Raw genomic sequence first — 26,117 nt, forward strand, 5'->3', positions numbered from 1 at the left:
ACCGAAGCGTCGGCATGTTCAATTTTCAATGTCGAAGTAGGGTAAGCGCTGGTATACAGGAAGCAGGGACGTGAATTAGTTGATCTTTCACGTTTGCCGTTTGCCGTTTCACGATTGCCGATTGCCGATTCACGATTCACAATCGATCTCATTAGGATAACTGCTGCAACAAAGCATCAATTTCATGAAGAAAGTATTACTAAGTGCATATGCCTGCTCACCCATCAGGGGAAGTGAGCCGGGTAACGGATGGAGCTGGGCGCTAAACCTTGCCCTGCAGGGGTATGAGGTGTGGTGCCTTACCAATGTAGAAGACAGAGAGGCGACCGAAAAGGAATTACAGGAGCTCGGGTTGCCGAACCTGAACATAGTATATGTAGAGTTGTCGTTGAACCTCGATAAAATGCTGCTGAACACTTCTTCCAAAACCATTTATCTGCATTACTATTTGTGGCGGAAGAAGGCAGCAGGAATTGCGCTGCAGTTGCATAAAAAAATGAAGTTCGATGTAGCCCATCATGTAACCTTCGGCAGTTTTCAGCAGGGCACATTCCTGTGGAAGTTAAAGAACACGCGGATCATTTTCGGTCCGGTTGGAGGCGGGCAGGAAGCCTTGCCGGCATTTAAAGAATATTTCGGCCCCGCCTGGAAGATAGAGCGCATCCGCAGCCTGATCTCGAAGTGGAGTATCAAATTCAGCAATAATTTAAAGAATACCGTTACGCGTTCGCACCATATCCTTGTCACCAACCAGGATACGGCCAACATAGTGCAAAAGATAAGAACGGCGCAGTCGGACAATGTGCACCTGATCCTCGACAATGCCATTCCGATCTCGATGCAGCATATGGAATACGTCGAGCGCAAACCGGGCAAACAACTCAACCTGCTTTGGGTTGGCCGCATGTTGCCCCGTAAAGGACTTAACCTGATATTACATGCTTTATCACTGGTGCCCGAAGATGTGGATTATACTTTTACGATAGTAGGCGGGGGTGAGCAATACCAGTTCCTGGAAGGATGGATAAAGCAATACAACCTCGATCCCGAACGGCTGCGCATCTTAGGGCAAATACCATTCAACGAAGTGGTACGCCACTATAAACAGGCCGATGTGTTTATCTTCTGTTCGCTGCGCGATTCGTGCCCGGCCCAGTTGAACGAGGCCATGGCATTCGGGTTGCCCGTGATCACACTCGATATACACGGTTCTTCACTGGCGGTAAGCCATGAGTGCGGAATAAAAATAAAACCTACAACCAAAGAAAATACGGCGCAGGATATTGCAAAGGCTATAACGAAGATGTATAAAGATGTGGAGCTGAGAAATAAGTTTTCGCGCAATGCATATCAATACGCCAAAACAAATACGTGGGAACGTAAAGTACAATTAATAACCTCTCAATTCTACAATTAAATGGCTCAGCGGATATTAGTGGGTGTTCCCCGGATACATCATGTTCTATTATCGCAGGACGAAATAGAGGGATTCAAAGAGCTGGGGTATAACTGCAGACCGGTTACTTATACGCTTAATGATGCTTCTGCCGGGAAGGTAAAAAAGGTATTCGGCGTAATAGCAAGGGCATTCAGGATGGTGAAGGCGCTCTATGCTTTCAGGCCGCATATCCTGTACCTCAATTCGCGGTTTGAACCGGCCGGCGGCACCCGTGACTTCATTACGTTAATGATCGTAAAGTTGTTTTACTACCGGAAGTTGAAAGTTGCCATAAAAACACATGGCTCTGATATTTCGCTGCTGGAAAGAACTTCCTTTTATTACAGGAAGGTGCTGATCCCTTTTTTAAGGAAAAATGTAGATGCCTGGTTCTTTCTTTCGTGCGAGGAAAAAGAAACGGTAAGGAAACTTGACCCCGTGATCGCCAATAAGATATTTGTTACAGCCAATATCATTGACCCCGGCCGTTCGGTGGCCTCGGCGGCATTCAGGGCAAAATATGCATTGGAGGAACATAAGTTCAAGGTATTGTTTGCAGGCCGCATTGTACGGGAGAAAGGGGTTTTCGCGCTGCTGCAAAGCATTCCCCTGCTTTCGTGTAAAGATAACTGCCAGTTTGTTTTTGTAGGGGATGGCCCGCACCTGCACGAGTTGAAACAACTGGCTGAAAAATTACAGTTAACGGCGCATACGCGTTTCCCGGGTTTTGTTCCCGATCATGAATGCGATCATTTTTATGCCAATGCCGATATGCTGGCATTTCCTACGTATGATAATGAGGGTTTTCCGATGGCCCTGTTCAAATCGGTGGCCGCGGGTTTGCCTGTCATCACTACCCGCATAAGGGCCGCCAAGGACCATTTAACAGCGCCGGATAATGTGTTGTGGGTTGATAAGGAGTCGGCTGAAAGCATAGCTACGGCGATAGCAACCTTATACAATGATCATGCATTACGCCATGCAATGGCCGAGAATAACCGGCAGATCGCAAAACGGTTCACGCGCACGCAGGTATGCGCCGGTATGCATGAAGCCATGATGTCAATCAATCACTCATGATCAATATAACCCGCGTTCCGATACTTCGGTATACGCTCAGGACCTTTAGCGCAATGCGAACGGCCATCAGGCCACGTACTGAGCCTTCATCCTTTACTTTTAAGACAGCTGTATTACTGCTCGTCAAAACAACCCGGAAAATAGTCAACATGGCGATACTTAATGTGATCAGGCGAATACGAGACCTATTGCTGGTGAAAGTGCTGTACAGGCGCTATTCCATAGCAGCGGGTTTTCATGCCGGTTTACGGGTACGCATCTGGGGCAGGGATAAAGTGGTGATAGGGCGTAACTTTTATATTGGCAGGGATTCCTTCATAGAAGCAGATGTAATGATCGGTGATAATGTAATGTTCGGGAACCGTGTGGCCATTATAGGACGCTACGATCATCATTACCAGTTACCCGGTGTGCCCATGCGCCTCGCCCCGCAAATACGCGATCCAAATTATAAATGGAAGGGGCTTGGTATGATAACTACCATAGAAAACGATGTTTGGGTCGGTTATGGTTCAACCGTTATGGGCGGCATTACCATTGGTGAAGGAAGTATCATTGGCGCCGGTTCGCTGGTAACGAAAGATGTGGAACCTTATTCAATATACGCAGGCGTTCCCGCCAGAAAGGTAAGGGACCGTTTCGATAACCCCCAGGACCTTCAAACCCATCTGAAACTGGTTCAATCCAAATACTACGGTAAACTGTAAAGTTCATTTCCAAAACACTTACTGGTATGGAAACAAAAAGCATTATCAATTTCGGTATAACAACAGGTAATTATTCTTCGTTCGTAAATCAGATCGTTACGATGGCGAACCAGAAGGAAAGCGCCAATGTGTGCGTAGCCAACGTACATATGTTCATTGAAGCCTACAAAGACAAGTCGTTCAACAGTATCATCAACGATGCCACCATGGTAACGCCCGATGGCAAACCGCTTACCTGGGTGCTGCGTTATGTGTATGGTATCAGGCAGGACCGTGTAGCGGGTATGGACCTGTTGCCCGACCTGCTGCAGCAGATGATGCTGAAGAAATTGCCCGCGTTCTTTTATGGCGGTACGCCCGCTTTGCTCGAGAAAACGGAGAATTACCTGAAGTATGCATATCCCGATCTGCCGGTTGCCGGCATGTACAGTCCGCCATTCAGGCCGGCCACCCGCGAGGAAGAAGATAAACTGGTTGAAAAAATAAACAGTTCAGGCGCTGCGGTTGTACTGGTGATCCTCGGCTGTCCCAAACAGGAGAAATGGATGGCATCGATGAAAGGAAGGATCAATGCCGTTATGATCGGGGTTGGCGGCGCACTGCCTGTAATGGTTGGTATGCAAAAGCGTGCGCCGGCCTGGTTGCAACATATGGGGCTCGAATGGTTGTACCGGCTGATGCAGGAACCACGCCGTTTGTTCAAACGTTACGTTGTTACCAATTCAATGTTCATATATCTCTTCTTTAAGAAGATATTCATGGTTCAGGGAGCGCGGAAATTAGAAATGAGAAATTGAATACAGAAAACAGAAGAATATTGAATCCCGACGAAGCGCTGCCTGTCGGGATGCCGACCGAAGCGTCGGCATGTTCAATTTTCAACGTCGAAGTGGAAAACAGGACAAGCCCTGTCAACTCCTCGTTAACTCGTCAACTTTTTAACATGTCAACTATCAGAGGTTATGAATAACAGATTCCTGCGCCACCTGCAGCTTACATTGCTGGCAATGGACCTGGTGGCTATCAATATAGTGTTTTTTATTGCCCGGTTCTTTTTTCAACGGGAAATGCTGATAGAGGCATATGTTGAGTATACCTATTTTGGTATATACCTCAATGTTGCCTGGCTGGTAGTTGCTTTATCGGGTAATGTATATCATGAGCGGAATATCTTTTCATTTGAGATGTTCGCCGGGCGCTCGACCCGCGCATTTTTGTATTTACTGCTCATGATCTGTGCGTTCCTGTTCTTTTCGCATTTCTTTATCATTTCGCGGTTGTTCATTGGCACCATTATCGTAGGTATTCCGTTGCTGCTTACGTGCAACCGTTTTCTGTACCTGGCCGTATATCATTACTTTAAAAAGAAAGATTTCTTTCATAGCAAAGTGGTGGTGCTGGGGTATAACGATCTTTCGCGTAAGCTGGTCGATTATCTGGAAGAAGATGGCGTAAATAAAGAAGTGGTGGGTTATTGCGAAGAGCTGGAAAATATTCATGAGTTATCGCGTTACCCCATTCTCGGTAATATCAAAGGGGCATTGGATGTGTGCAAACGGTATGGCGCAACGGAAATATATTCAACCATAGTGCCGGAGCAAAATCCCGGTATCTACCGCCTCATCAAAGCAGCCGATCAGAATTGTATCCGGTTCCGGATCGTTCCCGATATTGGCGCACTGGTAAAACGGCAGGTGTTTATCGATTACCTGAATGAGATCCCGGTGCTTTCGCTAAGGAAGGAACCGCTCGATGACCTGGGCAATAAGATCAAAAAACGCATCTTCGACATCGTGGTGAGCGGCCTGGTCACCATCTTCATACTTTCCTGGCTGATACCATTGATCGGCCTGCTAATAAAACTGGAGTCAAAAGGACCGGTATTTTTCAGGCAACAACGGAGCGGACAGGACAACAAAAGCTTCTGGTGTTTGAAGTTCAGAAGTATGACGGTGAACGACAATGCGAACCTGGTGCAGGCCACGCGCAATGACGCGCGTATTACCAAACTCGGTAAATTCCTGCGGCGGACCAGCCTCGATGAATTTCCGCAGTTCCTGAACGTGTTGATGGGCGATATGAGCATCGTTGGGCCGCGCCCGCACATGTTGAAACATACGGCCGACTATTCAAAGATCATCGATGAATATATGATCCGTCAGTTCCTGAAACCCGGTATTACCGGCTGGGCCCAGGTAAATGGGTTCAGAGGCGAAACAAAAACACTTGACCAGATGAAGAAACGTGTTGAGTACGACCTTTGGTATATGGAGAACTGGAACCTGTGGCTCGATCTGAAGATCATGTTCCTGACGGTATTCAACACTATAAAAGGAGAAGAAAATGCATTCTGAGACAAACGTAAATGTGACTAAGGATAATAAGTATCGTTTTGAAGTATTTGGTAAAGTTTTTCTTTTTATCGTCATTCTCATAGCTACCGGAATATTTTGCGAATGGCCCAATTTTCATCCTGAAAATTATTTCGGCGGCGGATACCATTGGTGGCTCGATATGCTCTTTCATGGCGGTTATTATTTCGTGATCACTATATTGTTGTATACATTTTTCTGTAAGGGCCGATATAAATTCGTATTCTGGATAGCCGTTCTGTTATCATCCCTGCTTTTTGAAGTATTGCAGGGCTTTGTACCCGGCAGAACGTTATCGTTACTCGATATGACCAGTAATTTCCTGGGCATCTCGCTGGCTACGTTGATCTGTTCCCTTTTCTATAAATAAGCGTGTACGCTTGTGTATTCCTTATCCTATTATTTCCCACTACTACGATTGCCTGCCATACCGTAACCGGTAATTCCTTTCCCAACCGACCGCATACATTCAGCCGTTCAGCATCTGTTATTTTCACTGATAAATATAAGTAACCTTAAAGTGTGCCACATCTTGGAGATGTGGCACACTTTAATAAAAAACAACTTTATCTGAATGAAGAGATCAAGGGTTCTTTTTATTGTGCAGCTTCCGCCGCCTATTCATGGCGTTACGGTAATGAATCAGTACACGATAGACAATCCCGGCTGGCGAACGAAGTATGATGTAAAGACGTTGCCGCTGCATTTTGGTCAAACACTGGATGATATAGGCAAGATAACGCCGTCGAAATTGTTTCACCTGGTAGGATTTATTTTCAGGCTATGCCGCATTCTCATAACATTCAGGCCATCCCTCGTATATTTCACGATCGTGCCAACAGGAAAAATATTTTACCGGGATGCGCTGTTCACCATGCTGATAAAGATCTTCTGCCGGCGGATCGTATTTCATTTGCACAAGAGGGGGATTGAAGAAATGGCCGCCGGTTCGCGCCACAAACGCTGGCTGTTGCGGAAAACATTTAAAAATGTGGCATGCATCTGTTTGTCGCAGAAGTTGACGGCAGATATCCGTACGGTATATGAGCCGGAACCTTTTGTACTTCCTAATGGCATCGAGATCGTGAATAACGGGTTGATTGAACGGCACAATACGCCGCCGCGCATCCTGTACCTGTCGAACCTGGTAAAAAGCAAGGGCATCGAAGTGTTCCTGCAAAGCCTCGCCGATCTGCATAAACAGGGTTGCCGTTTCCAGGCGAGGGTAGTGGGGGCGCCGGTTGATTATTCCATTGAACAAACAAAAGCATTTTGTGCCGGTGCGGGGATCGCCCACCTGGTTGACGTAACCGGGCCAAAGTTCGGCAGGGATAAATTCTATGAACTGGAAAGGGCCGATATCTTCGTGCTTCCGTCCTTTACCGAATGCGTTCCATTATCGATACTGGAAGCCATGCAGTTTGGTTTGCCGGTAGTGGCTACCAGTGTGGGCGGCATTCCCGATATTTTGCAGGAAGGCGTAAACGGATTGCTGGTGCCGCCCGGCAGTTCAAAAGATCTGACGGTGCGGTTAAAACAGTTACTGGTTGATAAGGACCTTCGGTTGCAAATGGGCCTTAGCGCCCGGGAACGTTTCATGCAGAAATATACACTTTCAAAATTTTACGAAGGGTTGACCGGTATCTTTGAACAGGTATTGAAGGGGAAGATGCACATGTAAGAAAGTGGCGCTTCAGTGTTGGGGATTTACTATATTAGTGGCAGGAACAAATACCCGATACATCATGAAGCTATATAAAACAGGCAAAGGAATACTGTTACAGTTTAAAGATGAATATTATGTATTGCAGCACGACTGGGATAAACTGATCAACCGCGATAATTTATATTCATTTCTGCTGGAAGAATATTTAAATGGCAAAAAGGTTACCACCGAACAGGCGGAGGAATGGCGTAGTGAATATCTATTGCCGCCCATAGGTTCGCAGGAAGTATGGGCCGCCGGTGTTACCTATTTACGCAGCCGCGACGCGCGTATGGAAGAATCGAAAGATACCGGTGGCGCCGATTGTTATCAGCGGGTATATGAAGCCGAACGCCCCGAATTATTCTTTAAATCATTGCCGCATCGCGTAGTTGGCCACCTGCAAACGGTGTACATCCGTAAAGATTCTGCCTGGGATGTGCCGGAGCCTGAACTGGCTTTATACATCAATGCCGCAGGCGTTATACAGGGATATACGATAGGTAACGATATGAGCTCGCGAAGCATCGAGGGCGAGAACCCCCTGTATCTGCCGCAGGCCAAGGTGTACGACAAAAGCGCCGCATTGGGCCCATGCCTGTACGTTAGCGAACACCCCATCCCCGTTGATACGGGTATACATATGACCATTCATCGCAATTCGGTGAAAATGTATGAAGGGAATACGACCCTTAAACAAATGAAACGCCAGTTGCCTGAGCTTGTTTCCTACCTGTACCGCGAATGTGATTTTGCTACCGGTTGTTTCCTGATGACAGGTACCTGCCTGGTTCCACCCACCGATTTCACTTTACAAAGCAACGACGAGGTTACCATCAGCATCGACGGCATTGGCACCATGGTTAATTACGTAGCAGTGAAGGGCGGGCGCTAACGGATACAGAAATACCATACCCATCCCATATATACCGGTTGAAAGAATAACCGCGAAATATTATAGAAGCTGGGCTTTATGGCCGCTACATAAATATTTGCAGGAAAAACGGCTAGCAGCAATAACAGCAACCCATATGCTCCCCAGGTGCGGGTGGCAGTAGACAGGACTAAAATGCCCAGGATGATCTCCGCCGCGCCGCTGAGATAATTCATTGCGTGCCGGTAAGGCCAGTGTGGCGGGATCATAGCTTCAATTTTTTCCGCTTTCGCAAAATGACTTATACCTACCAGTACAAACATTACCATCAGTGCAAAGGCGCCTTTATCGTTAATGGTGGGCAGCCAGGCGCCGCCGGATAGGCGGCTGATTAAAAAGCCTGTTCCAAAAAAGAATAAAATGCCGGTCATGAATGCCATACGATATGATTGAGCATTCAAAATTGGCTTATATGTACGCCAAAAACAATAACCTGCGACAAAAATGCACACCGGTTTCTTAACATAGGTTAACGTTTTTGAGCCAGTTTATTTCGTATGCGGCTGAGGCTGGGCGCCTGAATGCCAAGATAGGAGGCGATATAGTGCTGCGGCAGGCGCTCCAGGATATGCGGTTGTGTTTCCAGCAGTTCGATATACCTTTCTTCTGCTGTCTTCAATAACAGCGATTTGTACGAGTTCATGGCCACCAGGTAAACGTATTCTGCAATAAGGCGGCCGAATTTTTCATACTGCGCTCCCATTTTATACAGTGCCTGCATTTTATCATACGACAGGCAGAACACTTCACTGTCTTCCAGCGCTTCTACATTATTGGCCGCAGGTTTGCGGCTAAGAAAACTTTCATAATCACCGATCCATTGTCCCTCGAACATAAAATGACCCGTTTGTTCACGTTCTTTATATGTAAAATACATCCTGAACGCACCTTTAAAAACCACCGCCATTTCACTGGCCACCTGGCCTTCCCGCACAAAGAATTCATGTTTGGCGATCGTGCGGTTTTCGAGGCGGCTGATAAAGGCGATCATCTCTTCCTCGCTCATCGCAGGCATAATACGTTGTAAGGATTGTTTGATGACGGTGAACATGGCCGCAAGTTACCTTTTTCCTTATCTTGCTATATGCACAAAATATTCACCGCATGCATCCTGCTGATAAGCGGAACAACGATTGCCCAAAACGACGTACGCATATCAACCGCCGGCAAAGGTTGGGCCGCCAATTCCGTCAATACCGTTATTTTCCGGCATAACTCCCTCACCAGTTATAAAAATACCCAATACATAGCCTATTACGATTCTACCCAGCGGCTGGTGATCGGCAAACGCACCATCGGTTCTGCCAAATGGAAATTGCAGACAACCCCTTACAGCGGGAAAGCAACCGACGCGCACAATACCATCAGCATAATTACCGATGGCGAAGGGTATCTGCATGTTTCGTGGGACCATCACAACAATGAATTGCGTTACGCCCGCAGTGTAAAACCGGGTTCATTAATGCTTACCGATAAATTACCAATGACGGGAAAGAAGGAAAGCAAGGTTACCTATCCCGAGTTTTACCGGCAGCCCGATGGCAACCTGTTGTTCCTGTACCGCGATGGCGGCAGTGGCAATGGCAACCTGATGCTGAACCATTACGATACCAAAACAAAACAATGGACGCAACTGCAGAACGGCTGGATCAATGGCGAGCACCAGCGAAGCCCGTACTGGCAAATGACGATCGATAAAACCGGTACCATCCATATTTCATGGGTATGGCGCGAAAGCCCCGATGTGGCCAGCAATCACGATATGTGTTATGCGCGCTCGAAAGATGGCGGTCATACCTGGGAAAAGAGCACCGGTGAAAAATATACGCTGCCTATTACCGCTGCATCGGCAGAATATGCCTGCCGCATTCCGCAAAACCGCGAGCTGATAAACTCCACTTCCATGAGCACCGATGATGCGGGACGCCCGTTCATTGCAACTTACTGGCGCGATACCGCGGCCAGTGTTCCCCAATACAGAATGATATATAATGACGGGCAGCAATGGATTACGCAGCAGGTATCGGCCCGAACTACACCCTTCTCTTTATCGGGCGGGGGTACAAAACGCATTCCTATGTCGCGGCCGCAAATTGTAGTACGCAACAGTAACGGCGCCGTGCAGGCCATACTTATTTACCGCGATATGGAGCGGAATGAAAAGGTTACCCTGGCCATTTGTAAAGATATCGACCAGCGGCGCTGGGAGCTGAAAGACCTTACCGAAACATCTGTTGGCTTATGGGAACCCAGTTATGATAAAGAGATCTGGAAGAATAAACAGGAATTGCATTTGTTTGTTGAACGGGTTGAGCAGGGAGATGGGGAAACCACCAAAGCCATTCCGGCGCAGGATGTGCAGGTAGTGGAGTGGAAACCGGGGAGGGGAATGTGATAATTTGATAATGTGATAATTTGATAATGGGGTAATGGGAATGTGAAAATTCGATAAATAAAAAATATGTAACATGATCGTACTGGATAACGATGTACAGAAAATAATTGTGCAGCATGCCGTGGATACCTATCCCGATGAGTGTTGCGGTTTTTTATATGGCAATGAAGACAGCAATGGCCGGCGGATCATATCGCTGGCGCGCGTGGTAAAGAATGCAAAGGACGGGGATAAAGGCAGGCGGTTCGAAATATCGCCACAGGATTATATAGCGGCGGAAAAATATGCGGAAGAACAGCAACTGGAGTTGCTGGGGGTATATCATTCGCATCCCGATCATCCGGCTATTCCATCGGAGCATGATCGCGCGGCCGCGCAGCCGTTCTTTTCCTATCTCATTATATCGGTGAATAATAAGGAACCGGGCGCCATCAGGTCGTGGCGGTTGAATGATGACGGGCAGTTTGATGAAGAGAACAATCATTTGATCACAATGTAATAATGTGATAATTTGATAATGTGATAATTTGACAATGGGATAATGAAAGCGGGCAATCGGCTCTAAATCCGGGCGGCGCAGGCCGTAATGAGTTTGAACAATCGCGAGGCCATTCACGATTGCCGTTTGCCGATTCACGACCTTAAACCTTATTGCTACAATCTTGTAATTATCTTACTATGAGCACGCAAGTAACATTCTCAAACGAAGAACTGGCACGGTACAACCGGCACATCATCATACCCGAATTTGGGCTGGCCGCGCAGCAAAAACTAAAAGCAGCCAAAGTGCTGGTGGTTGGCAGTGGCGGCCTGGGTAGTCCGGTTTTGTTATACCTGGCTGCCGCCGGTATTGGCACCATTGGTATCGTTGACTTCGATGTGGTGGACGACAGCAACCTGCAACGCCAGGTGCTCTTCGGGGTAAATGAAATAGGCAAACCAAAAGTAGAAGCCGCCAAAGCACGCCTGCAGGCGCTGAACCCGCATATTGAGTTTGTGCTGTACAACACACAACTCACTTCGCAAAACGCTTTGGACATTATTAAAGATTACGATGTGGTGGCCGATGGCACCGATAATTTTCCCACCCGCTATCTCGTAAACGATGCCTGTGTGCTGCTGGGCAAACCGAACGTGTATGCCTCCATCTTCCAGTTTGAAGGGCAGGTTTCTGTTTTCAATTACCGCAGGGCCAACGGCGAGTTTGGACCAAACTACCGCGACCTGTATCCCACGCCGCCGCCACCGGGACTGGTGCCCAGTTGTGCGGAAGGTGGTGTGCTGGGCGTATTGCCCGGAATCATTGGCAGTTTGCAGGCACTGGAAGTAATAAAAGTGATAACGGGGGTAGGGGAGCCACTGGCTGGCCGCTTTTACATTTTCGACGCATTGAGTTTCGAGAGCCGCGTCTTCAATATTTCCCGCCGAGACGATAACCCGCTTAATGGTAAGAACCCCACTATAACCCGGCTGATCGATTATGAACAGTTCTGCGGTGTAAAGGCAGTAGAAAAGCCGGTAAAAGAAATTACGCCAAAGGAGCTGTACGAACTGCAGGTAAAAGGCGAGCCGTTTCAACTCATAGATGTTCGCGAGCCTTATGAGTACGATATAGTGAACATCGGCGCCGAATTGATACCGCTGGCTACTGTGGCTGAGCAGGCTGGAAAGGTCAGTAAAGATCAACCGGTGATCGTTCATTGCAAAATGGGCGGCCGCAGCGCCAAAGCCATTCGCGAACTGGAAGAAAAGTACGGGTTCACGAATTTGTATAATCTTAAAGGCGGTATTATCGCTTACATCGATGAAGTGAAACCTGAGCTGGTGAAGTATTGAACCAGTTGGCAATGGGCAATAGGCAATTGGCAAAAAATACAAGGCAATTCACTAAATGGCTGCCCGCTTTGAGAACTGGCAACCGGTACCCAATACCAGCGAGCCCCGCAATAAGGAACTGTGAACTGAGAACTAAGAACTGGCAACCGGTACCCAATACTAGCGAACCCCGCAATAAGGAACTGTGAACTGAGAACTAAGAACTGGCAACCGGTACCCAATACTAGCGAACCCCGCAATAAGGAACTGTGAACTGAGAACTAAGAACTGGCAACCGGTACCCAATACTAGCGAACCCCGCAATAAGGAACTGTGAACTGAGAACTAAGAACTGGCAACCGGTACCCAATACTAGCGAACCCCGCAATAAGGAACTGTGAACTGAGAACTAAGAACTGGCAACCGGTACCCAATACTAGCGAACCCCGCAATAAGGAACTGTGAACTGAGAACTAAGAACTGGCAACCGGTACCCAATACTAGCGAACCCCGCAATAAGGAACTGTGAACTGAGAACTAAGAACTGGCAACCGGTACCCAATACTAGCGAACCCCGCAATAAGGAACTGTGAACTGAGAACTAAGAACTGGCAACCGGTACCCAATACTAGCGAACCCCGCAATAAGGAACTGTGAACTGAGAACTGAGAACTGGCAACCGGTACCCAATACTAGCGAACCCCGCAATAAGGAACTGTGAACTGAGAACTGAGAACTGAATAACCGGTACCCAATACTAGCGAGCCCCGCAATAAGGAACTGTGAACTAAGAACAGAGAACTGAATAACCGGTACCCAATAACAGCGAACCCCGCAATAAGGAACTGTGAACTGAGAACAGAGAACTGAATAACCGGTACCCAATACTAGCGAGCCCCGCAATAAGGAACTGTGAACTGAGAACTAAGAACTATGAACTGAATAACTGAATAACTTATTCTTCAACCGTTTTCCTTTTTCTCGCCAGAAATTTCTGCCTGATAACAATTTCCGTAGCCGGTATATTTTGCATTTTACTTTCCAGCCAGCTGACGATGTCGAGGTAGGCAAAGGCGCGGGTTTCGAACCGGTTGGCCTTTAACTGCTTTAATTGTTCCAGCAGTTTGGCGAATTCCGGTTTCAACTGGCGCGGCGATAAATGGAACGTTCTGCGCAAAAAGCGGAAGATCTCCTCTTCCACCACACTGAGGTTGCCCATTTTGGCCATAAACCGGTAAACCGATTTGAACAGGTATTCAAGCAACTGGAAATTACCCAGTTCATAATGCGCTATCAGGTGCAGCAGGCGGCTGTAACATTGCAGGTCGGTGCGCAGGTCAACCTTCCAGTTGATGATCTTATTGAGGTAATCGATGGCTTTTTCGTAATGGCCGCTGCCAAAGTACAGCGAAGCGATCTTATAGTAGAACACGAGGATGCGGTGCCGGTCGAGGTAGATCTCGTATTCCTTCAGCTTTTCTTCAATATACGGCACGAGCGTAAGTCCTTCGGTGAAGGTGCCCTCCATAAAATGTTTGTTGATCTTGCTTACGTTAAGGTAAACAAAGGTCTGTATGCGGTTATTATGGTTGTTCTCTACCAGGTCGCTTTGGGCAAAGGCCTCGAATTTTTCCAGTGCTTCTTTCAGTTTGGTATAGTTCTGCAGATCGAAATGGGCGCCCATGAGGTTGTGCATCCCTTTGATGTAGTGGGCGGTTTCCACCTCTATCATAAAGGGTTCTTTTTCAAATAGTTCTACCCATTTTTGCGTATAGCGGTAGTACAACAGGAAATCCTGGCGTATGAAGGCGTACCAGCAATAGCTTTGATAGCGGTACAGCCGCTCATAAAAGCCCCTGGCTTCGTTAGCCCCGGGCGGGTAATGCTGGTCGAAGAACTGTTGAATTTCCTTCTCATCCTTCTCATTGCGGGCATGGCCGTGTTTTATGTACCAGCTGTAAAGCAGCAGCGACAAATTGCTCAGTTTGCTTACCATTACCAGCCGGCGGTTGGTTTCATCAACATCGCAAACAAGCTGTTCGGCGCGGTCGGTCATACTGCGCGTAATGTGCAGGGCCTCAATCTTTTTCTCAAAAAAAAGCACCTGTAAAAGGTAGGTAACCTGGTTATTTACGCGGGCCAGCTCCTTCATGCGGTCGAGCATCTTCAGGCTTTGGTGGTACAACCCCTTGTTGTACAGGATGCGGGCATGGTCCATCATCTCATGCAGCTGAATATCGATGTTGTTCTCATTCTTTATGAGGCGTAAACTGCTGAGGATCTGTTTGTATAAATGGGCCTTTATGTTCGAAAGCTGTTGCTTTTTCAGGTCCCTGGTTTTGGTCAATAGTAAATTCTCGTCGTAATTATCCATCTTATCGAGGGCGTCAAATAGCTGCACTATCTTCAGGTTCTCACTCGAAGAATTGCGTTGAACATACAGCTTAAAATTGCGCTTTTCCGACTTTTCCAACGACTTAATCAGTTGGAACAAGGCATCTGTAGAACGGTTGGGCATCGTAATCGAAAATCATTAAAGTGCTTGACCAACAAGGGTTTTAGCCAGGCTGGCACTCTTTAAAGTATGTAAATTAGGTACAAATTTGGTTTTTGCAATTTAATAAACAGGAATAATTTCGGAGCAGCAGGTTGTTTTTCTCATTACTAGCAAGCAACATAAAATCGAACAGCCTGCTTTTTTAATAAAATCCTACTTTATAGAGATAATACCTATGCCAAAGAACAAAGTCTATATTTTCGACACAACATTGCGCGACGGCGAACAGGTGCCAGGCTGTAAATTAAACACAAAAGAGAAGATAGAAATTGCTTTGGCCCTGGAAGAGCTGGGCGTAGATATCATCGAAGCCGGCTTTCCGATCTCATCTCCCGGCGACTTTAAGAGCGTGAGTGAAATTGGATCAGTGATCAAAAATGCAGTCATATGTGGTCTTAGCAGGGCAGTGCAAAAGGATATTGAAGTGGCGGCCGAGGCGTTAAAAACCGCCAAAAGGCGCCGGATCCACACCGGTATCGGAACTTCCGATTTCCATATCAGATCGAAGTTCAACTCAACCCGCGAAGACATCCTTCAACGTGCGGCCCAGTGCGTTAAATGGGCGCGGAACTTTACCGATGACGTTGAATTTTATGCCGAAGATGCCGGCCGTACCGATAACGAGTACCTGGCGCGCGTAGTGGAAGCGGTGATTGCCGCCGGTGCTACAACGGTAAACATACCCGATACGACAGGTTACTGCCTGCCGCATCAATATGGTGAGAAGATCGCCTACCTCATCAACAACGTGCCCAATATCGACAAAGCGGTGATCAGCTGCCATTGTCACAATGACCTCGGGCTGGCAACTGCCAACTCCATTGCCGGGGCCATGAACGGAGCACGCCAGATAGAGTGTACGATCAACGGTTTGGGCGAAAGAGCCGGTAACACCTCGCTCGAAGAAGTGGTGATGGTGATACAGCAACATCAAACCCTCGGTTTTTATACCGATATCAAAACACAACAACTGAACCCATTGAGCCGGCTGGTTTCCGATACCATGCGGATGCCGGTTCAACCGAATAAAGCTATTGTAGGCGCCAATGCGTTTTCACATTCATCGGGTATTCACCAGGATGGATTCCTGAAAGATGCGCAAACCTACGAGATCATCAACCCCGAGCAGGTTGGTGCCGACGGAAGTAAAATTGTACTAACAGCGCGCAGCGGCCGCAGCGCGTTGGCCCACCGCTTTCACAAGCTGGGTTTTATGTTCAACCGCAATGATATTGACGTGTTGTACGATCAGTTCCTGAAAGTAGCCGACAGAAAGAAAGAAGTGGAAGATGAAGATCTGAAGGAGTTGGCTAACCAGTACCAGGCCGCCACAGTTTAGTGAGCAGTATTTTCTCATAATCATGTAGTTTTTGTTACGCGTGGTGCGTCTGCACCACGCTTTTTACCCCTTCCCCTAAAGGGGTAAAAGAAAAAGTAAAATGAATGAATGAAAAACTACGGTAAAACCGGCTTGAGCGGTAAGGTTTTAACACTGCCCTTTAGGGGTTAGGGGTAAAAAAGGAAAAGAATGAACGAATGTTCAAATAATGGTGATAAGTCGGGGTGCTCACGCCGCAGGGCCGGGCACGGGGGAGAAGGATTATTTGACTGGCATAATAACAAGCACATCGTACAAACGGTTTACGGTGGGCCATTTGTGTTATATGACAATAAACCTCAACAGGTAGTAGCACCTGCTAACTACTATGTTCCTACGCAAGATCAACAATTACCAATAAAAGAAAAGGGGAAGCGCACACAGCTGTTGAATGGTATTCCGGTTTCAGTCATGAACCGGTATATTTCACAACCATGTGCACGCCGGTGTATGAATGATGAGCGGCGACGGTTAAGTCCGCTGTTTTGAAACTACATTTTATGGAAAAGAATATTGTTGTTATAGAAGGTGATGGCATTGGACCTGAAGTTACCCGACAGGCGGTTAAAGTATTGAATGCCGTTGCCGAGCAATTCGGTCATGAGTTCTTCTACCGGTATTGTTTAATGGGTGCCGATGCTATCGATAAAACCGGCAACCCGCTGCCCGATGAAACCATTGAAGCCTGCCTTAACAGCGATGCAATATTATTTGGCGCTATCGGCCATCCCAAATACGATAACGATCCTTCCGCCAAAGTGCGCCCCGAGCAGGGCCTGCTGAAACTGCGGAAAAGCTTACAATTGTTTGCCAACATTCGCCCTGTAATTACGTACCCCTCTTTGCAACATTTGTCTCCTTTAAAAGCACAGCAGTTGGAAGGAGTTGATTTTATAATCTTCAGAGAGCTCACCGGCGGCATTTATTTCGGGAAGAAAGAATTGAGTGAAGACGGGAACCGCGCGGCTGACGACTGCGTATATACGCGCGCAGAAATTGAGCGTATCGCTCACCTGGCATTTCAGTATGCACGGCAGCGCCGTAAAAAACTAACGTTGGTCGATAAGGCCAATGTATTGGAAACATCACGCCTGTGGCGTAAGGTGGTGCAGGAAATAGCGACGCAGTACGGCGATGTAAAAGTTGATTTCCTGTTTGTCGACAATGCCGCCATGCAACTGATCATTAACCCGAAACAATTCGATGTAGTGCTTACGGAGAATATGTTCGGTGATATTATCAGCGATGAAGCAAGTGTTATCAGCGGATCGCTGGGTTTGTTGCCATCGGCATCTGTTGGGTCGGGCGTAGCGCTGTTTGAACCTATTCACGGTTCTTACCCGCAAGCCGCCGGTAAAGACATCGCCAACCCGCTGGGATGTATCCTGTCTGCCGCCATGCTGCTCGATCATTTCGGGCTGGCCAAAGAAGCGGAAGCGATAAGGCTTGGTGTAGAATGGACACTGGTAAATGGTTTTGTAACAAAAGATATCGATCCTATCAATTTTTATTTCACTTCAACCATCGGTGAACTGGTAAGCGATTTTGTTGCCAACCGTATTCCGGGTGGAGTGAACCAGGCAAATATAGAATTGAGAAAGTCGACGATAATATAGTTTTATAACTAACTGAAGCGATGTTAGGTACGGAGGTTGATTGCTGATTTTGCGATGTAGGGATTTTGAGATGTTGGATTATAGGATTTAGGATTTTAGATCTGTTTTGGTGCTGCCTACTGAGAAATCTCAAAATCGCGAAATCCCGAAATTGACAAAGCGGGTGAGGATCGGTAACAAAAATATTTAGAAAAAAAGCTCTTTAATATTCAAACGGCGGGCGTATATTTGTGGAAACACGAAGTCCTCTTATGCAAAAAAGCAGCATCAATAACATCATCTCTGTGGTAACCGCAATAATTATTATTGTGGTGGTGGTGGTTATTCCTGCAACGCACGGAGGTGGAATCTAACGTATACTAAATCAAAATAGAAACCCGCCTCCAACGAGGCGGGTTTTTTTTTGTGCGGAAGTTTTAGCGAAGGCGGTAGTGAAAGGAGATCCGTACCGGGGGGGATAGGCGAATCGAATAGCCGGAATCAGAGGATTGAACATGAGTTTTGAACTCCGGCAACCCATTCACCATTGACCATTCACGCTCAAAACACCTTATTCTAAATAAATATCAAATGGCTTACTATCATAACAATACGATCATTTATCTCAATGGCGCTTATGTAAAAGCGGCCGAGGCAACTACTGACTTCTTCGGTCAGTCGCTGCATTACGGTTATGCCGTTTTTGAAGGTATCAGATCGTACCAGACGGCCAGTGGCGAAACAAAGATCTTCAAGGCAACGGAACACTATGAGCGCCTTAAGCAGTCGGCACTTGCACTGAACATGCCCTACCACTGGGAACCCGATGAACTGATAGAGGCAACCTACGAGATATTGAGCCAGAACAATCTGCAGAATGCCTACATCAGGCCTGTAGTATATGCGCCTGCCAATATGAGCTTCAACCCCAATAATGAATCATACATCATGATAGCGGCCTGGGAAATGGGCCTGTTCCTCGGAGAGAAATTACTGCGGGTAATGACCTCTTCGTTCCAACGGCCCAACCCGAAAGGTTTTCGCATAGAGGCCAAAGCCAGCGGTCATTATGTAAACTCTATATTAGCCAGCCAGGAAGCAAAAGCAAAAGGGTTCGATGAAGCGCTGCTGACCGATATGAACGGTTATGTGGCTGAAGGCCCCGGCGCCAACGTTTTCTTTGAAAAGAACGGTAAACTGTACACGCCGCCAACCGGCAATATCCTGCCCGGCATTACAAGGGCAACGGTAATGGAAATATGTAAAGAGTTGAACGTTCCGGTTGAAGAGCGTTTATTCACCACCGATGAATTGAAACAGGCCGATTCCGCATTCTTTTGCGGCACGGCCGCAGAAGTGATAGGCTGGCAATCGTTCGATGAAGTAACGTTCCCCGCAAAGTGGGAAAACACCATCGGCCGCAGCATTCAGCAGGCGTATAAGAACCGGGTTACAGAAGCGGCGAAAGGGGAATTGATTAAAAAATAGAGTTTGTAGTTTGTCGTTTGGGGTTTGTGGCTGGCTCCCCGACATTCGCTAAGCTTATAGAATGGCAGGATTACGGGAATACAAATAACAACACACTAAATTACAGGTTGTTCGAAAAAATAAACGCTGAAGCATAAAGTAAACAAATGGCTGAATTAAACAAGTATTCAAAAACGCTTACGCAGGATGAAACACAACCTGCCGCACAGGCCATGTTATATGGCATTGGTTTAACCGATGAAGATCTGAAGAAAGCACAGGTAGGTATTGCCAGCATGGGTTACGATGGTAACACCTGTAACATGCACCTGAACGATCTGGCTAAAATTGTAAAGGAAGGTGTTTGGAGTAACGACCTGGTAGGGTTGATCTTCAATACCATTGGCGTAAGCGATGGCATGTCGAACGGAACCGACGGCATGCGCTATTCACTGGTAAGCCGCGATATCATTGCCGATTCAATTGAAGCGGTTTGCGGCGCCCAGTATTACGATGCGTTGATCACCATTCCCGGTTGCGATAAAAATATGCCTGGTTCGGTAATGGCAATGGGCCGTTTGAACCGCCCGTCGATAATGGTTTACGGCGGAACGATTGCCCCTGGTCATTATAAAGGCCAGGACCTGAATATAGTTTCTTCATTCGAGGCTTTGGGCCAGAAGATCGCCGGCCAGTTGAGCGATGCGGATTTCAAAGGCATTGTTATGAACAGCTGCCCCGGCGCCGGCGCCTGCGGCGGTATGTATACAGCCAACACCATGGCATCGGCCATTGAAGCGCTGGGTATGAGCCTGCCTTATTCTTCTTCCAACCCGGCCCTCAGCGAGGAAAAAAAGAAAGAATGTCTGGAAGCGGGTAAGGCTGTACGTAACCTGATGGAAAAAGATATCAAGCCCCGTGATATCATGACCCGCAAAGCCTTCGAGAATGCTATTACCACCATTATGATCCTCGGTGGAAGCACCAATGCCGTTCTGCATTTACTCGCCATTGCTAAAAGCGTGGATGTTCCCTTAACACAGGACGATTTTCAGGCCATCAGCAATAAGATCCCCATGCTGGCCGATTTCAAACCGAGCGGTAAATACCTGATGCAGGACCTGCACGAACATGGTGGTTTGCCTTCAGTGATGAAGTACCTGTTACAAAAAGGACTGCTGCATGGTGATTGTTTAACGGTAACCGGTAAAACCCTGGCAGAGAACCTCGCCGCCGTTCCCGACCTCGACTTTAACAAGCAAAAGATCATTCTTCCCCTCGAGCATCCCATAAAAGCTACCGGTCACTTACAAATTCTTTACGGCAACCTCGCCGAAAAAGGCAGTGTGGCCAAGATCACCGGTAAAGAAGGCGAACGTTTTGAAGGGCCCGCCCGGGTATTCGATGGCGAGTTTGAACTGATAGCCGGTATCCAAAGCAAAAAAGTACAACCGGGCGATGTAGTGGTGATCCGCTACGTAGGGCCAAAAGGTGCACCGGGTATGCCTGAAATGCTGAAACCCACATCAGCCCTTATCGGTGCCGGTTTAGGGAAAAGCGTGGCGCTCATTACCGATGGCCGTTTCAGCGGCGGTACGCACGGTTTTGTTGTAGGCCACATTACCCCCGAAGCATACGACGGCGGTGGTATTGCCCTGGTAAAAGACGGTGACATCATCGAGCTGGATGCGGTTAAGAATACCATCAACCTGAAGATCAGTCCCGATGAACTGGCAAAACGCAAAGCAGCATGGAAGCAGCCGCCATTAAAAGTTAAAAAAGGAATTCTATATAAATACGCTAAGCAGGTAAAAGATGCCAGCGAAGGATGTGTAACCGATGAGATGGAATAAACGATGCCATTGGATCGGGCAACATAAGAACAGGAACTAAACCGACAATTGAATCACAAAAAAAAGTTTATGAGTACAATCGAAAAGGCACCTGCCAAAGGAAAGACGAAAGAGAAGCCAGCAGTAAAAAATATCAGCGGCTCGGTCGCAGTGTTGGAAGCATTCCTTGAAGAAGGTGTCAGTACCATCTTTGGGTATCCGGGTGGCGCTATCATGCCTATCTATGATGCGCTGTATGATTACCAGGAAAAACTGCGTCATATACTGGTGCGTCATGAACAGGGTGGCATACATGCCGCTCAGGGTTATGCGCGCTCATCGGGCGATGTGGGTGTGGTGTTTGCTACCAGCGGTCCCGGCGCCACCAACCTGGTAACGGGTTTGGCCGATGCCATGATAGATAGTACACCGCTTGTGTGCATCACCGGTCAGGTGTTTGCCCATTTGCTGGGAACAGATGCGTTTCAGGAAACGGATGTGATCAATATAACTACGCCGGTTACCAAATGGAACTACCAGGTAACGGACGCTACCGAAATTCCTTCGGTGCTGGCAAAGGCATTTTACATTGCCCGCAGCGGCCGCCCCGGTCCCGTGTTGATCGATATCACCAAGAACGCCCAGTTACAAAAGTTCGATTACGAAGGATATACAAAATGCGATCATGTGCGCAGCTACCGCCCGAAACCGATCGTACGTAAAGAGTACATTGCCGAAGCGGCGAAGCTGATCAATGAAGCAGAAAAACCGTTTGTGATCTTTGGTCAGGGCGTAATTCTCGGAAAAGCAGAACAGGAATTTATAAAGTTCATAGAAAAGGCCGGTATCCCCACCGCCTGGACCATTATGGGACTGAGCGCTATTCCTTCAGATCACCCGCTGAATGTGGGCATGCTGGGAATGCACGGGAACTATGGTCCGAATGTATTGACCAATGAATGCGATGTATTGATTGCGATCGGTATGCGGTTCGACGACCGCGTTACCGGCCGCCTCGATAAATATGCCAAACAGGCAAAAGTGATCCACCTCGATATCGATCCGGCCGAGGTTGACAAGAACGTAAAGTCAACAGTACCGGTTTGGGGCGATTGTAAAGAAACCCTGCCGTTGCTCACCGCACAGATAGAGCAGAAAGTGTATCCGCAGTGGTTGCAAAAGTTCAAAGACATGATGAAGGAAGAAGAGGATTCCTGCATTACGCCTGAACTGAACCCCACCAGCGATCAGCTGACCATGGGTGAAGTAATAAAAAACCTGAACGAACTGACCGGCGGCGATGCCATCATTGTAACCGACGTAGGCCAGCACCAGATGGTGGCCTGCCGGTATGCAAAATTCACGCAATCGAAAAGTAATGTTACTTCAGGCGGTTTGGGAACCATGGGCTTTGCCTTACCTGCAGCAATAGGTGCAAAAATGGGCGCGCCCGAAAGAACGACCGTTGCCATCATTGGCGATGGTGGTTTCCAGATGACCCTGCAGGAACTGGGAACAATTATGCAGTCGGAGATCGATGTAAAGATCCTGATCCTGAACAACCAGTTCCTTGGCATGGTGCGCCAGTGGCAGCAGCTCTTCCACGATAAACGCTATTCATTCGTGGATATAGCCAGCCCCGATTTTGTTCAGGTTGCCAAGGGGTATAACATTCCCGGACAAAGTGTTTCAAAGCGCGCCGACCTGAAAAAGGCATTGACCGAAATGCTGAATACAAAAGGCGCTTACCTGCTTGAAGTAATGGTTGGCAAGGAGAACAATGTGTTCCCGATGGTGCCACAGGGTTGCAGTGTAGCGGAAATACGTTTAAAATAAAAAGCGAACAGCGAATGGCTATCACAGAAAATACCTGGAATACTTCACTGTACGATAAAAAACATGATTTTGTTTTTAAGTACGGCGAATACCTGGTGCAGATGCTGACCCCACAGGAAGGCGAACGCATACTGGATATAGGCTGTGGTACCGGTTACCTTACCAACCTGATCGCCGCCTCGGGGGCATTTGTTACCGGCATGGATAACTCGATCGATATGATCGCCAAAGCACGTAATGAGTATCCGCACCTGCCATTCAGGCTGGCATCAGTAACCGATTTCGACTTTAATGAACCATTCGACGCCATGTTCTCCAATGCGGTACTGCACTGGGTAACCGAAAAAGAGCAGGCTGTTAAAAGCATGTACAACAACCTGAAGCCCGGCGGGCGGCTGGTGTTGGAAATGGGTGGAAAGGGAAATGTGGAAAAGATCACACATGCATTGAAACAGGCTTTGCAGAACCATGGTTACAAAGCGCAGGCAAACCGCGAGATCTGGTATTTTCCTTCAGTAAGTGAATATACCGGGTTGCTTGAAAAGCAGGGGTTCAGGGTAACATACGCCGCTCATTATAATCGCGAAACGGAGTTGAAGGATACGCAGCAGGGCATTAAAGACTGGGTGCATATGTTTGGCGGTGCTTTTCTGGAAGGCGTTGACGCGAAAGCGAAAGAAGTCATTCTGGAAGAAGTACAGGATACATTACGGCAAACCCAGTTCAGAAATCAGAAATGGTATGCAGATTATAAAAGATTGCGCGTAGTGGCCATTAAAGAAAATTAAAGTACAAACCGATATTTATCATTGGAAACCGTGTTGCGGTTAGTGGCACGGTTGATAATAAGTCACATCATGAAACAGGAATTCACTGTAACGGTATATACTGAGAACCAGATCGGGTTGCTGAACCGGATCGCAATCATGTTCTCACGCCGTAAGATCAATATTGAAAGTTTGAACACTTCTCCTTCTGAAATAGAAGGCATACACCGGTTTACCATTGTTATCAATGAACTGGAAGAAGTGGTGAAAAAGCTGGCCCGCCAGATAGAAAAACAGGTGGAAGTATTGAAAGCCTATTACAATACCAATGATGAGATCGTTTGGCAGGAACTGGCTTTGTACAAAGTGCCTACCGATGAAATTGCAGAAAAAGTAAAGGTAGAGCGCCTGTTACGCGAGTATGGCGCCCGCGCGGTGGTGATCAGAAAAGATTACACCGTGTTTGAAACAACCGGTCAGCGCGAGGAGATCAACAAACTGATAGCTGTACTGGAACCATACGGACTGATCGAGTTCGTACGCAGCGCCCGGGTTGCTATCATCAAGGCCAGCAGCGGTTTTCACAGCAAACTGAAAGAGTTTGAAAAACGCGAGCCAGGCGAAGAAGTGATAGAGAACGAATACCTGGGTCAGGGCGATCAGGTGTTTACGATGTAAAGGCAGAAGGCTAAATGCTAAAGGCAAAAGGCTGAAAGCTTAAGACAGTTGCCCGCGTAAGCATGCCCGAATGTAGGGAGGCTGCGTTAAGCACAAAAGCAGAACGCGGAATGCAAATACAGGATTCCGGAAAATTATAAAACTTTCTAAAATTAGGGTTAAGCGTTAAGCCTTCAGCGTTTAGCGTTCGGCCTTAAAAAAACCAATAACAATAAACATTCTCAACAATGGCAAAATTAAATTTCGGCGGGGTGGAAGAAAACGTAGTAACTCGTGATGAGTTCCCACTTGCCAAAGCGCAGCAGGTATTGAAAAATGAAACGGTAGCTGTGATCGGCTACGGCGTACAGGGACCGGGTCAGGCGCTGAACCAAAAAGACAATGGTATCAATGTAATAGTTGGTCAACGCAAAAATTCAAAAACCTGGGATAAAGCGGTGAAAGATGGTTTTGTACCCGGCGAAACATTGTTCGAAATTGAAGAAGCATTACAACGCGGTACGATCATTTGCTACCTGTTGAGCGATGCTGCGCAAATTCAATTATGGCCTACCGTTAAAAAACACCTGACTGCAGGTAAAGCATTATATTTCTCACATGGTTTCGGTATCACTTTCAACGAGCAAACCGGTATCGTTCCTCCCAAGGATGTAGACGTGTTCCTGGTTGCTCCTAAAGGTTCTGGTACTTCATTACGCCGTATGTTCCTGCAAGGCCGTGGCCTCAACAGCAGCTACGCTATTTTCCAGGATGCTACCGGTAAAGCAAAAGAAAGAGTAGTTGCTTTAGGTATTGCCGTTGGTAGCGGTTACCTGTTCGAAACTGATTTCAAAAAAGAAGTATACAGCGATCTTACCGGCGAAAGAGGCACATTGATGGGTGCTATTCAGGGTATCTTCGCTGCTCAATACCAGGTATTGCGCAGTAAAGGTCATACTCCTTCCGAAGCTTTCAACGAAACTGTAGAAGAACTGACCCAGTCGCTGATGCCATTGGTTGCAGAAAATGGTATGGACTGGATGTACGCCAACTGTAGCACAACTGCACAACGCGGCGCTCTGGACTGGTGGAAGAAATTCCGCGATGCTACATTGCCTGTGTTCAACGACCTGTATGAAAGCGTAGCAACCGGTAAAGAATCTCAACGTTCTATCGACAGCAACAGCCAGGCAGATTACCGTGAGAAACTGGAAGCTGAGCTGAAAGAACTGCGTGAAAGCGAAATGTGGCAGGCTGGTAAAACAGTTCGCAGTCTTCGTCCTGAGAATCAAAAACCGGCCGAAGTAACGGCATAAAGTCAATAGGCAATAGACAATAGGCAATAGACAAAAGAACGGGTGCGTACCTCGCTGCAGGCGGGTTGTCGAAGTGCTGAAATGTGATTTGCCAATTGTCCATTGCCTATTGCCAATTAAGAAATTAGCCACCGGTTCACATTGAAGAAACGTTCCGCAATTTGTATCTGGCGTTTGGCGTTCCGCGTTAAGCGTTCTGCATTAAGCGTTCTGCGTTTTCTGATAACTAAAACAACGGTGGCTAATTTTTTTTTAACTCAAATCGA

Annotated in this window: 22 protein-coding genes; 19 read left to right on the top strand and 3 right to left on the bottom strand. The window is 47.3% G+C overall.

From position 1 onward, the window contains the following. The first annotated feature begins 184 nt into the window (after positions 1-184). The 8 genes from A4R26_RS06075 (at position 185) to A4R26_RS06110 (ending at position 8,197) form a co-directional block, all read left to right on the top strand. Positions 185-1,417: a glycosyltransferase family 4 protein gene (locus A4R26_RS06075; RefSeq protein ID WP_081162096.1), complete on the top strand. Its 1,233-nt coding sequence runs from the start codon at positions 185-187 to the stop codon at positions 1,415-1,417. Beyond that, entirely contained in the window at positions 1,418-2,518 is a 1,101-nt protein-coding gene (locus A4R26_RS06080; protein WP_081162099.1) for a glycosyltransferase family 4 protein, read from the top strand. It begins immediately after the preceding gene. Positions 2,519-2,667: 149 nt separating this feature from the next. After that, positions 2,668-3,225 (top strand): acyltransferase, encoded by a 558-nt coding sequence (locus A4R26_RS06085; RefSeq protein ID WP_081162102.1) that lies wholly within the window; start codon positions 2,668-2,670, stop codon positions 3,223-3,225. Between the two features lie 26 nt (positions 3,226-3,251). Continuing rightward, the gene (locus tag A4R26_RS06090; protein WP_081162106.1) at positions 3,252-4,022 is read left to right on the top strand and encodes a WecB/TagA/CpsF family glycosyltransferase; all 771 of its coding nucleotides are present in this window, start codon (positions 3,252-3,254) and stop codon (positions 4,020-4,022) included. A gap of 165 nt (positions 4,023-4,187) precedes the next feature. Beyond that, positions 4,188-5,579 (top strand): undecaprenyl-phosphate glucose phosphotransferase, encoded by a 1,392-nt coding sequence (locus A4R26_RS06095; protein ID WP_081162109.1) that lies wholly within the window; start codon positions 4,188-4,190, stop codon positions 5,577-5,579. After that, on the top strand, positions 5,569-5,967 hold the full coding sequence (locus A4R26_RS06100) for a VanZ family protein (protein WP_081162112.1): 399 nt from the start codon (positions 5,569-5,571) through the stop codon (positions 5,965-5,967). Before A4R26_RS06095 ends, A4R26_RS06100 begins: the two co-directional genes overlap by 11 nt. A 204-nt stretch (positions 5,968-6,171) precedes the next feature. Further along, entirely contained in the window at positions 6,172-7,278 is a 1,107-nt protein-coding gene (locus A4R26_RS06105; protein WP_081162115.1) for a glycosyltransferase family 4 protein, read from the top strand. Positions 7,279-7,342: 64 nt separating this feature from the next. Beyond that, on the top strand, positions 7,343-8,197 hold the full coding sequence (locus tag A4R26_RS06110; protein WP_081162118.1) for a fumarylacetoacetate hydrolase family protein: 855 nt from the start codon (positions 7,343-7,345) through the stop codon (positions 8,195-8,197). On the opposite strand, the gene A4R26_RS06115 is transcribed toward A4R26_RS06110, so the two are convergent. Further along, positions 8,194-8,616, bottom strand: coding sequence for a DoxX family protein (locus tag A4R26_RS06115; protein WP_081162121.1), 423 nt, complete (start codon positions 8,614-8,616; stop codon positions 8,194-8,196). The genes A4R26_RS06110 and A4R26_RS06115 overlap by 4 nt on opposite strands. An 89-nt stretch (positions 8,617-8,705) precedes the next feature. Next, positions 8,706-9,287: a Crp/Fnr family transcriptional regulator gene (locus A4R26_RS06120; RefSeq protein WP_081162124.1), complete on the bottom strand. Its 582-nt coding sequence runs from the start codon at positions 9,285-9,287 to the stop codon at positions 8,706-8,708. Positions 9,288-9,320: 33 nt separating this feature from the next. Here A4R26_RS06120 and A4R26_RS06125 point away from each other — a divergent pair, with 33 nt between their 5' ends. The 3 genes from A4R26_RS06125 (at position 9,321) to moeB (ending at position 12,467) form a co-directional block, all read left to right on the top strand. After that, positions 9,321-10,631: a BNR repeat-containing protein gene (locus A4R26_RS06125; RefSeq protein WP_081162127.1), complete on the top strand. Its 1,311-nt coding sequence runs from the start codon at positions 9,321-9,323 to the stop codon at positions 10,629-10,631. 73 nt (positions 10,632-10,704) lie between these two features. Next, the gene (locus A4R26_RS06130) at positions 10,705-11,130 is read left to right on the top strand and encodes a M67 family metallopeptidase (protein WP_081162130.1); all 426 of its coding nucleotides are present in this window, start codon (positions 10,705-10,707) and stop codon (positions 11,128-11,130) included. 179 nt (positions 11,131-11,309) lie between these two features. Next, positions 11,310-12,467 (top strand): molybdopterin-synthase adenylyltransferase MoeB, encoded by a 1,158-nt coding sequence (moeB, locus tag A4R26_RS06135; protein WP_081162133.1) that lies wholly within the window; start codon positions 11,310-11,312, stop codon positions 12,465-12,467. 934 nt (positions 12,468-13,401) lie between these two features. Here the strand turns inward: moeB and A4R26_RS06145 are convergent. Beyond that, positions 13,402-14,940 carry a hypothetical protein gene (locus A4R26_RS06145; RefSeq protein WP_242674834.1) on the bottom strand — a complete coding sequence of 513 codons (1,539 nt, stop codon included), beginning with the start codon at positions 14,938-14,940 and terminating at the stop codon, positions 13,402-13,404. Between the two features lie 238 nt (positions 14,941-15,178). Between A4R26_RS06145 and A4R26_RS06150 the strand changes: the two genes are divergently transcribed. The 8 genes from A4R26_RS06150 (at position 15,179) to ilvC (ending at position 25,851) form a co-directional block, all read left to right on the top strand. Then, positions 15,179-16,342: a 2-isopropylmalate synthase gene (locus A4R26_RS06150; RefSeq protein ID WP_081162142.1), complete on the top strand. Its 1,164-nt coding sequence runs from the start codon at positions 15,179-15,181 to the stop codon at positions 16,340-16,342. 539 nt (positions 16,343-16,881) lie between these two features. After that, a complete protein-coding gene (gene leuB, locus A4R26_RS06160) occupies positions 16,882-17,997 on the top strand; it encodes a 3-isopropylmalate dehydrogenase (RefSeq protein WP_081162148.1) in 1,116 nt (371 codons plus the stop codon). Between the two features lie 570 nt (positions 17,998-18,567). Continuing rightward, positions 18,568-19,464 carry a branched-chain amino acid transaminase gene (locus tag A4R26_RS06165; protein WP_081162150.1) on the top strand — a complete coding sequence of 299 codons (897 nt, stop codon included), beginning with the start codon at positions 18,568-18,570 and terminating at the stop codon, positions 19,462-19,464. A gap of 146 nt (positions 19,465-19,610) precedes the next feature. Next, positions 19,611-21,296 (top strand): dihydroxy-acid dehydratase, encoded by a 1,686-nt coding sequence (ilvD, locus tag A4R26_RS06170; RefSeq protein WP_081162152.1) that lies wholly within the window; start codon positions 19,611-19,613, stop codon positions 21,294-21,296. A 69-nt stretch (positions 21,297-21,365) separates the two neighbouring features. Beyond that, the gene (gene ilvB, locus A4R26_RS06175) at positions 21,366-23,111 is read left to right on the top strand and encodes a biosynthetic-type acetolactate synthase large subunit (protein WP_081162153.1); all 1,746 of its coding nucleotides are present in this window, start codon (positions 21,366-21,368) and stop codon (positions 23,109-23,111) included. A gap of 14 nt (positions 23,112-23,125) precedes the next feature. Next, positions 23,126-23,899, top strand: coding sequence for a class I SAM-dependent methyltransferase (locus tag A4R26_RS06180; RefSeq protein ID WP_081162155.1), 774 nt, complete (start codon positions 23,126-23,128; stop codon positions 23,897-23,899). 69 nt (positions 23,900-23,968) lie between these two features. After that, the gene (gene ilvN / locus A4R26_RS06185; RefSeq protein WP_207625690.1) at positions 23,969-24,556 is read left to right on the top strand and encodes an acetolactate synthase small subunit; all 588 of its coding nucleotides are present in this window, start codon (positions 23,969-23,971) and stop codon (positions 24,554-24,556) included. Positions 24,557-24,783: 227 nt separating this feature from the next. After that, a complete protein-coding gene (gene ilvC / locus A4R26_RS06190) occupies positions 24,784-25,851 on the top strand; it encodes a ketol-acid reductoisomerase (RefSeq protein WP_081162157.1) in 1,068 nt (355 codons plus the stop codon). Positions 25,852-26,117: the final 266 nt, after the last annotated feature.

The sequence above is a fragment of the Niastella populi genome, from assembly GCF_002078015.1.
GTDB classification, from domain to species: Bacteria; Bacteroidota; Bacteroidia; order Chitinophagales; family Chitinophagaceae; genus Niastella; species Niastella populi.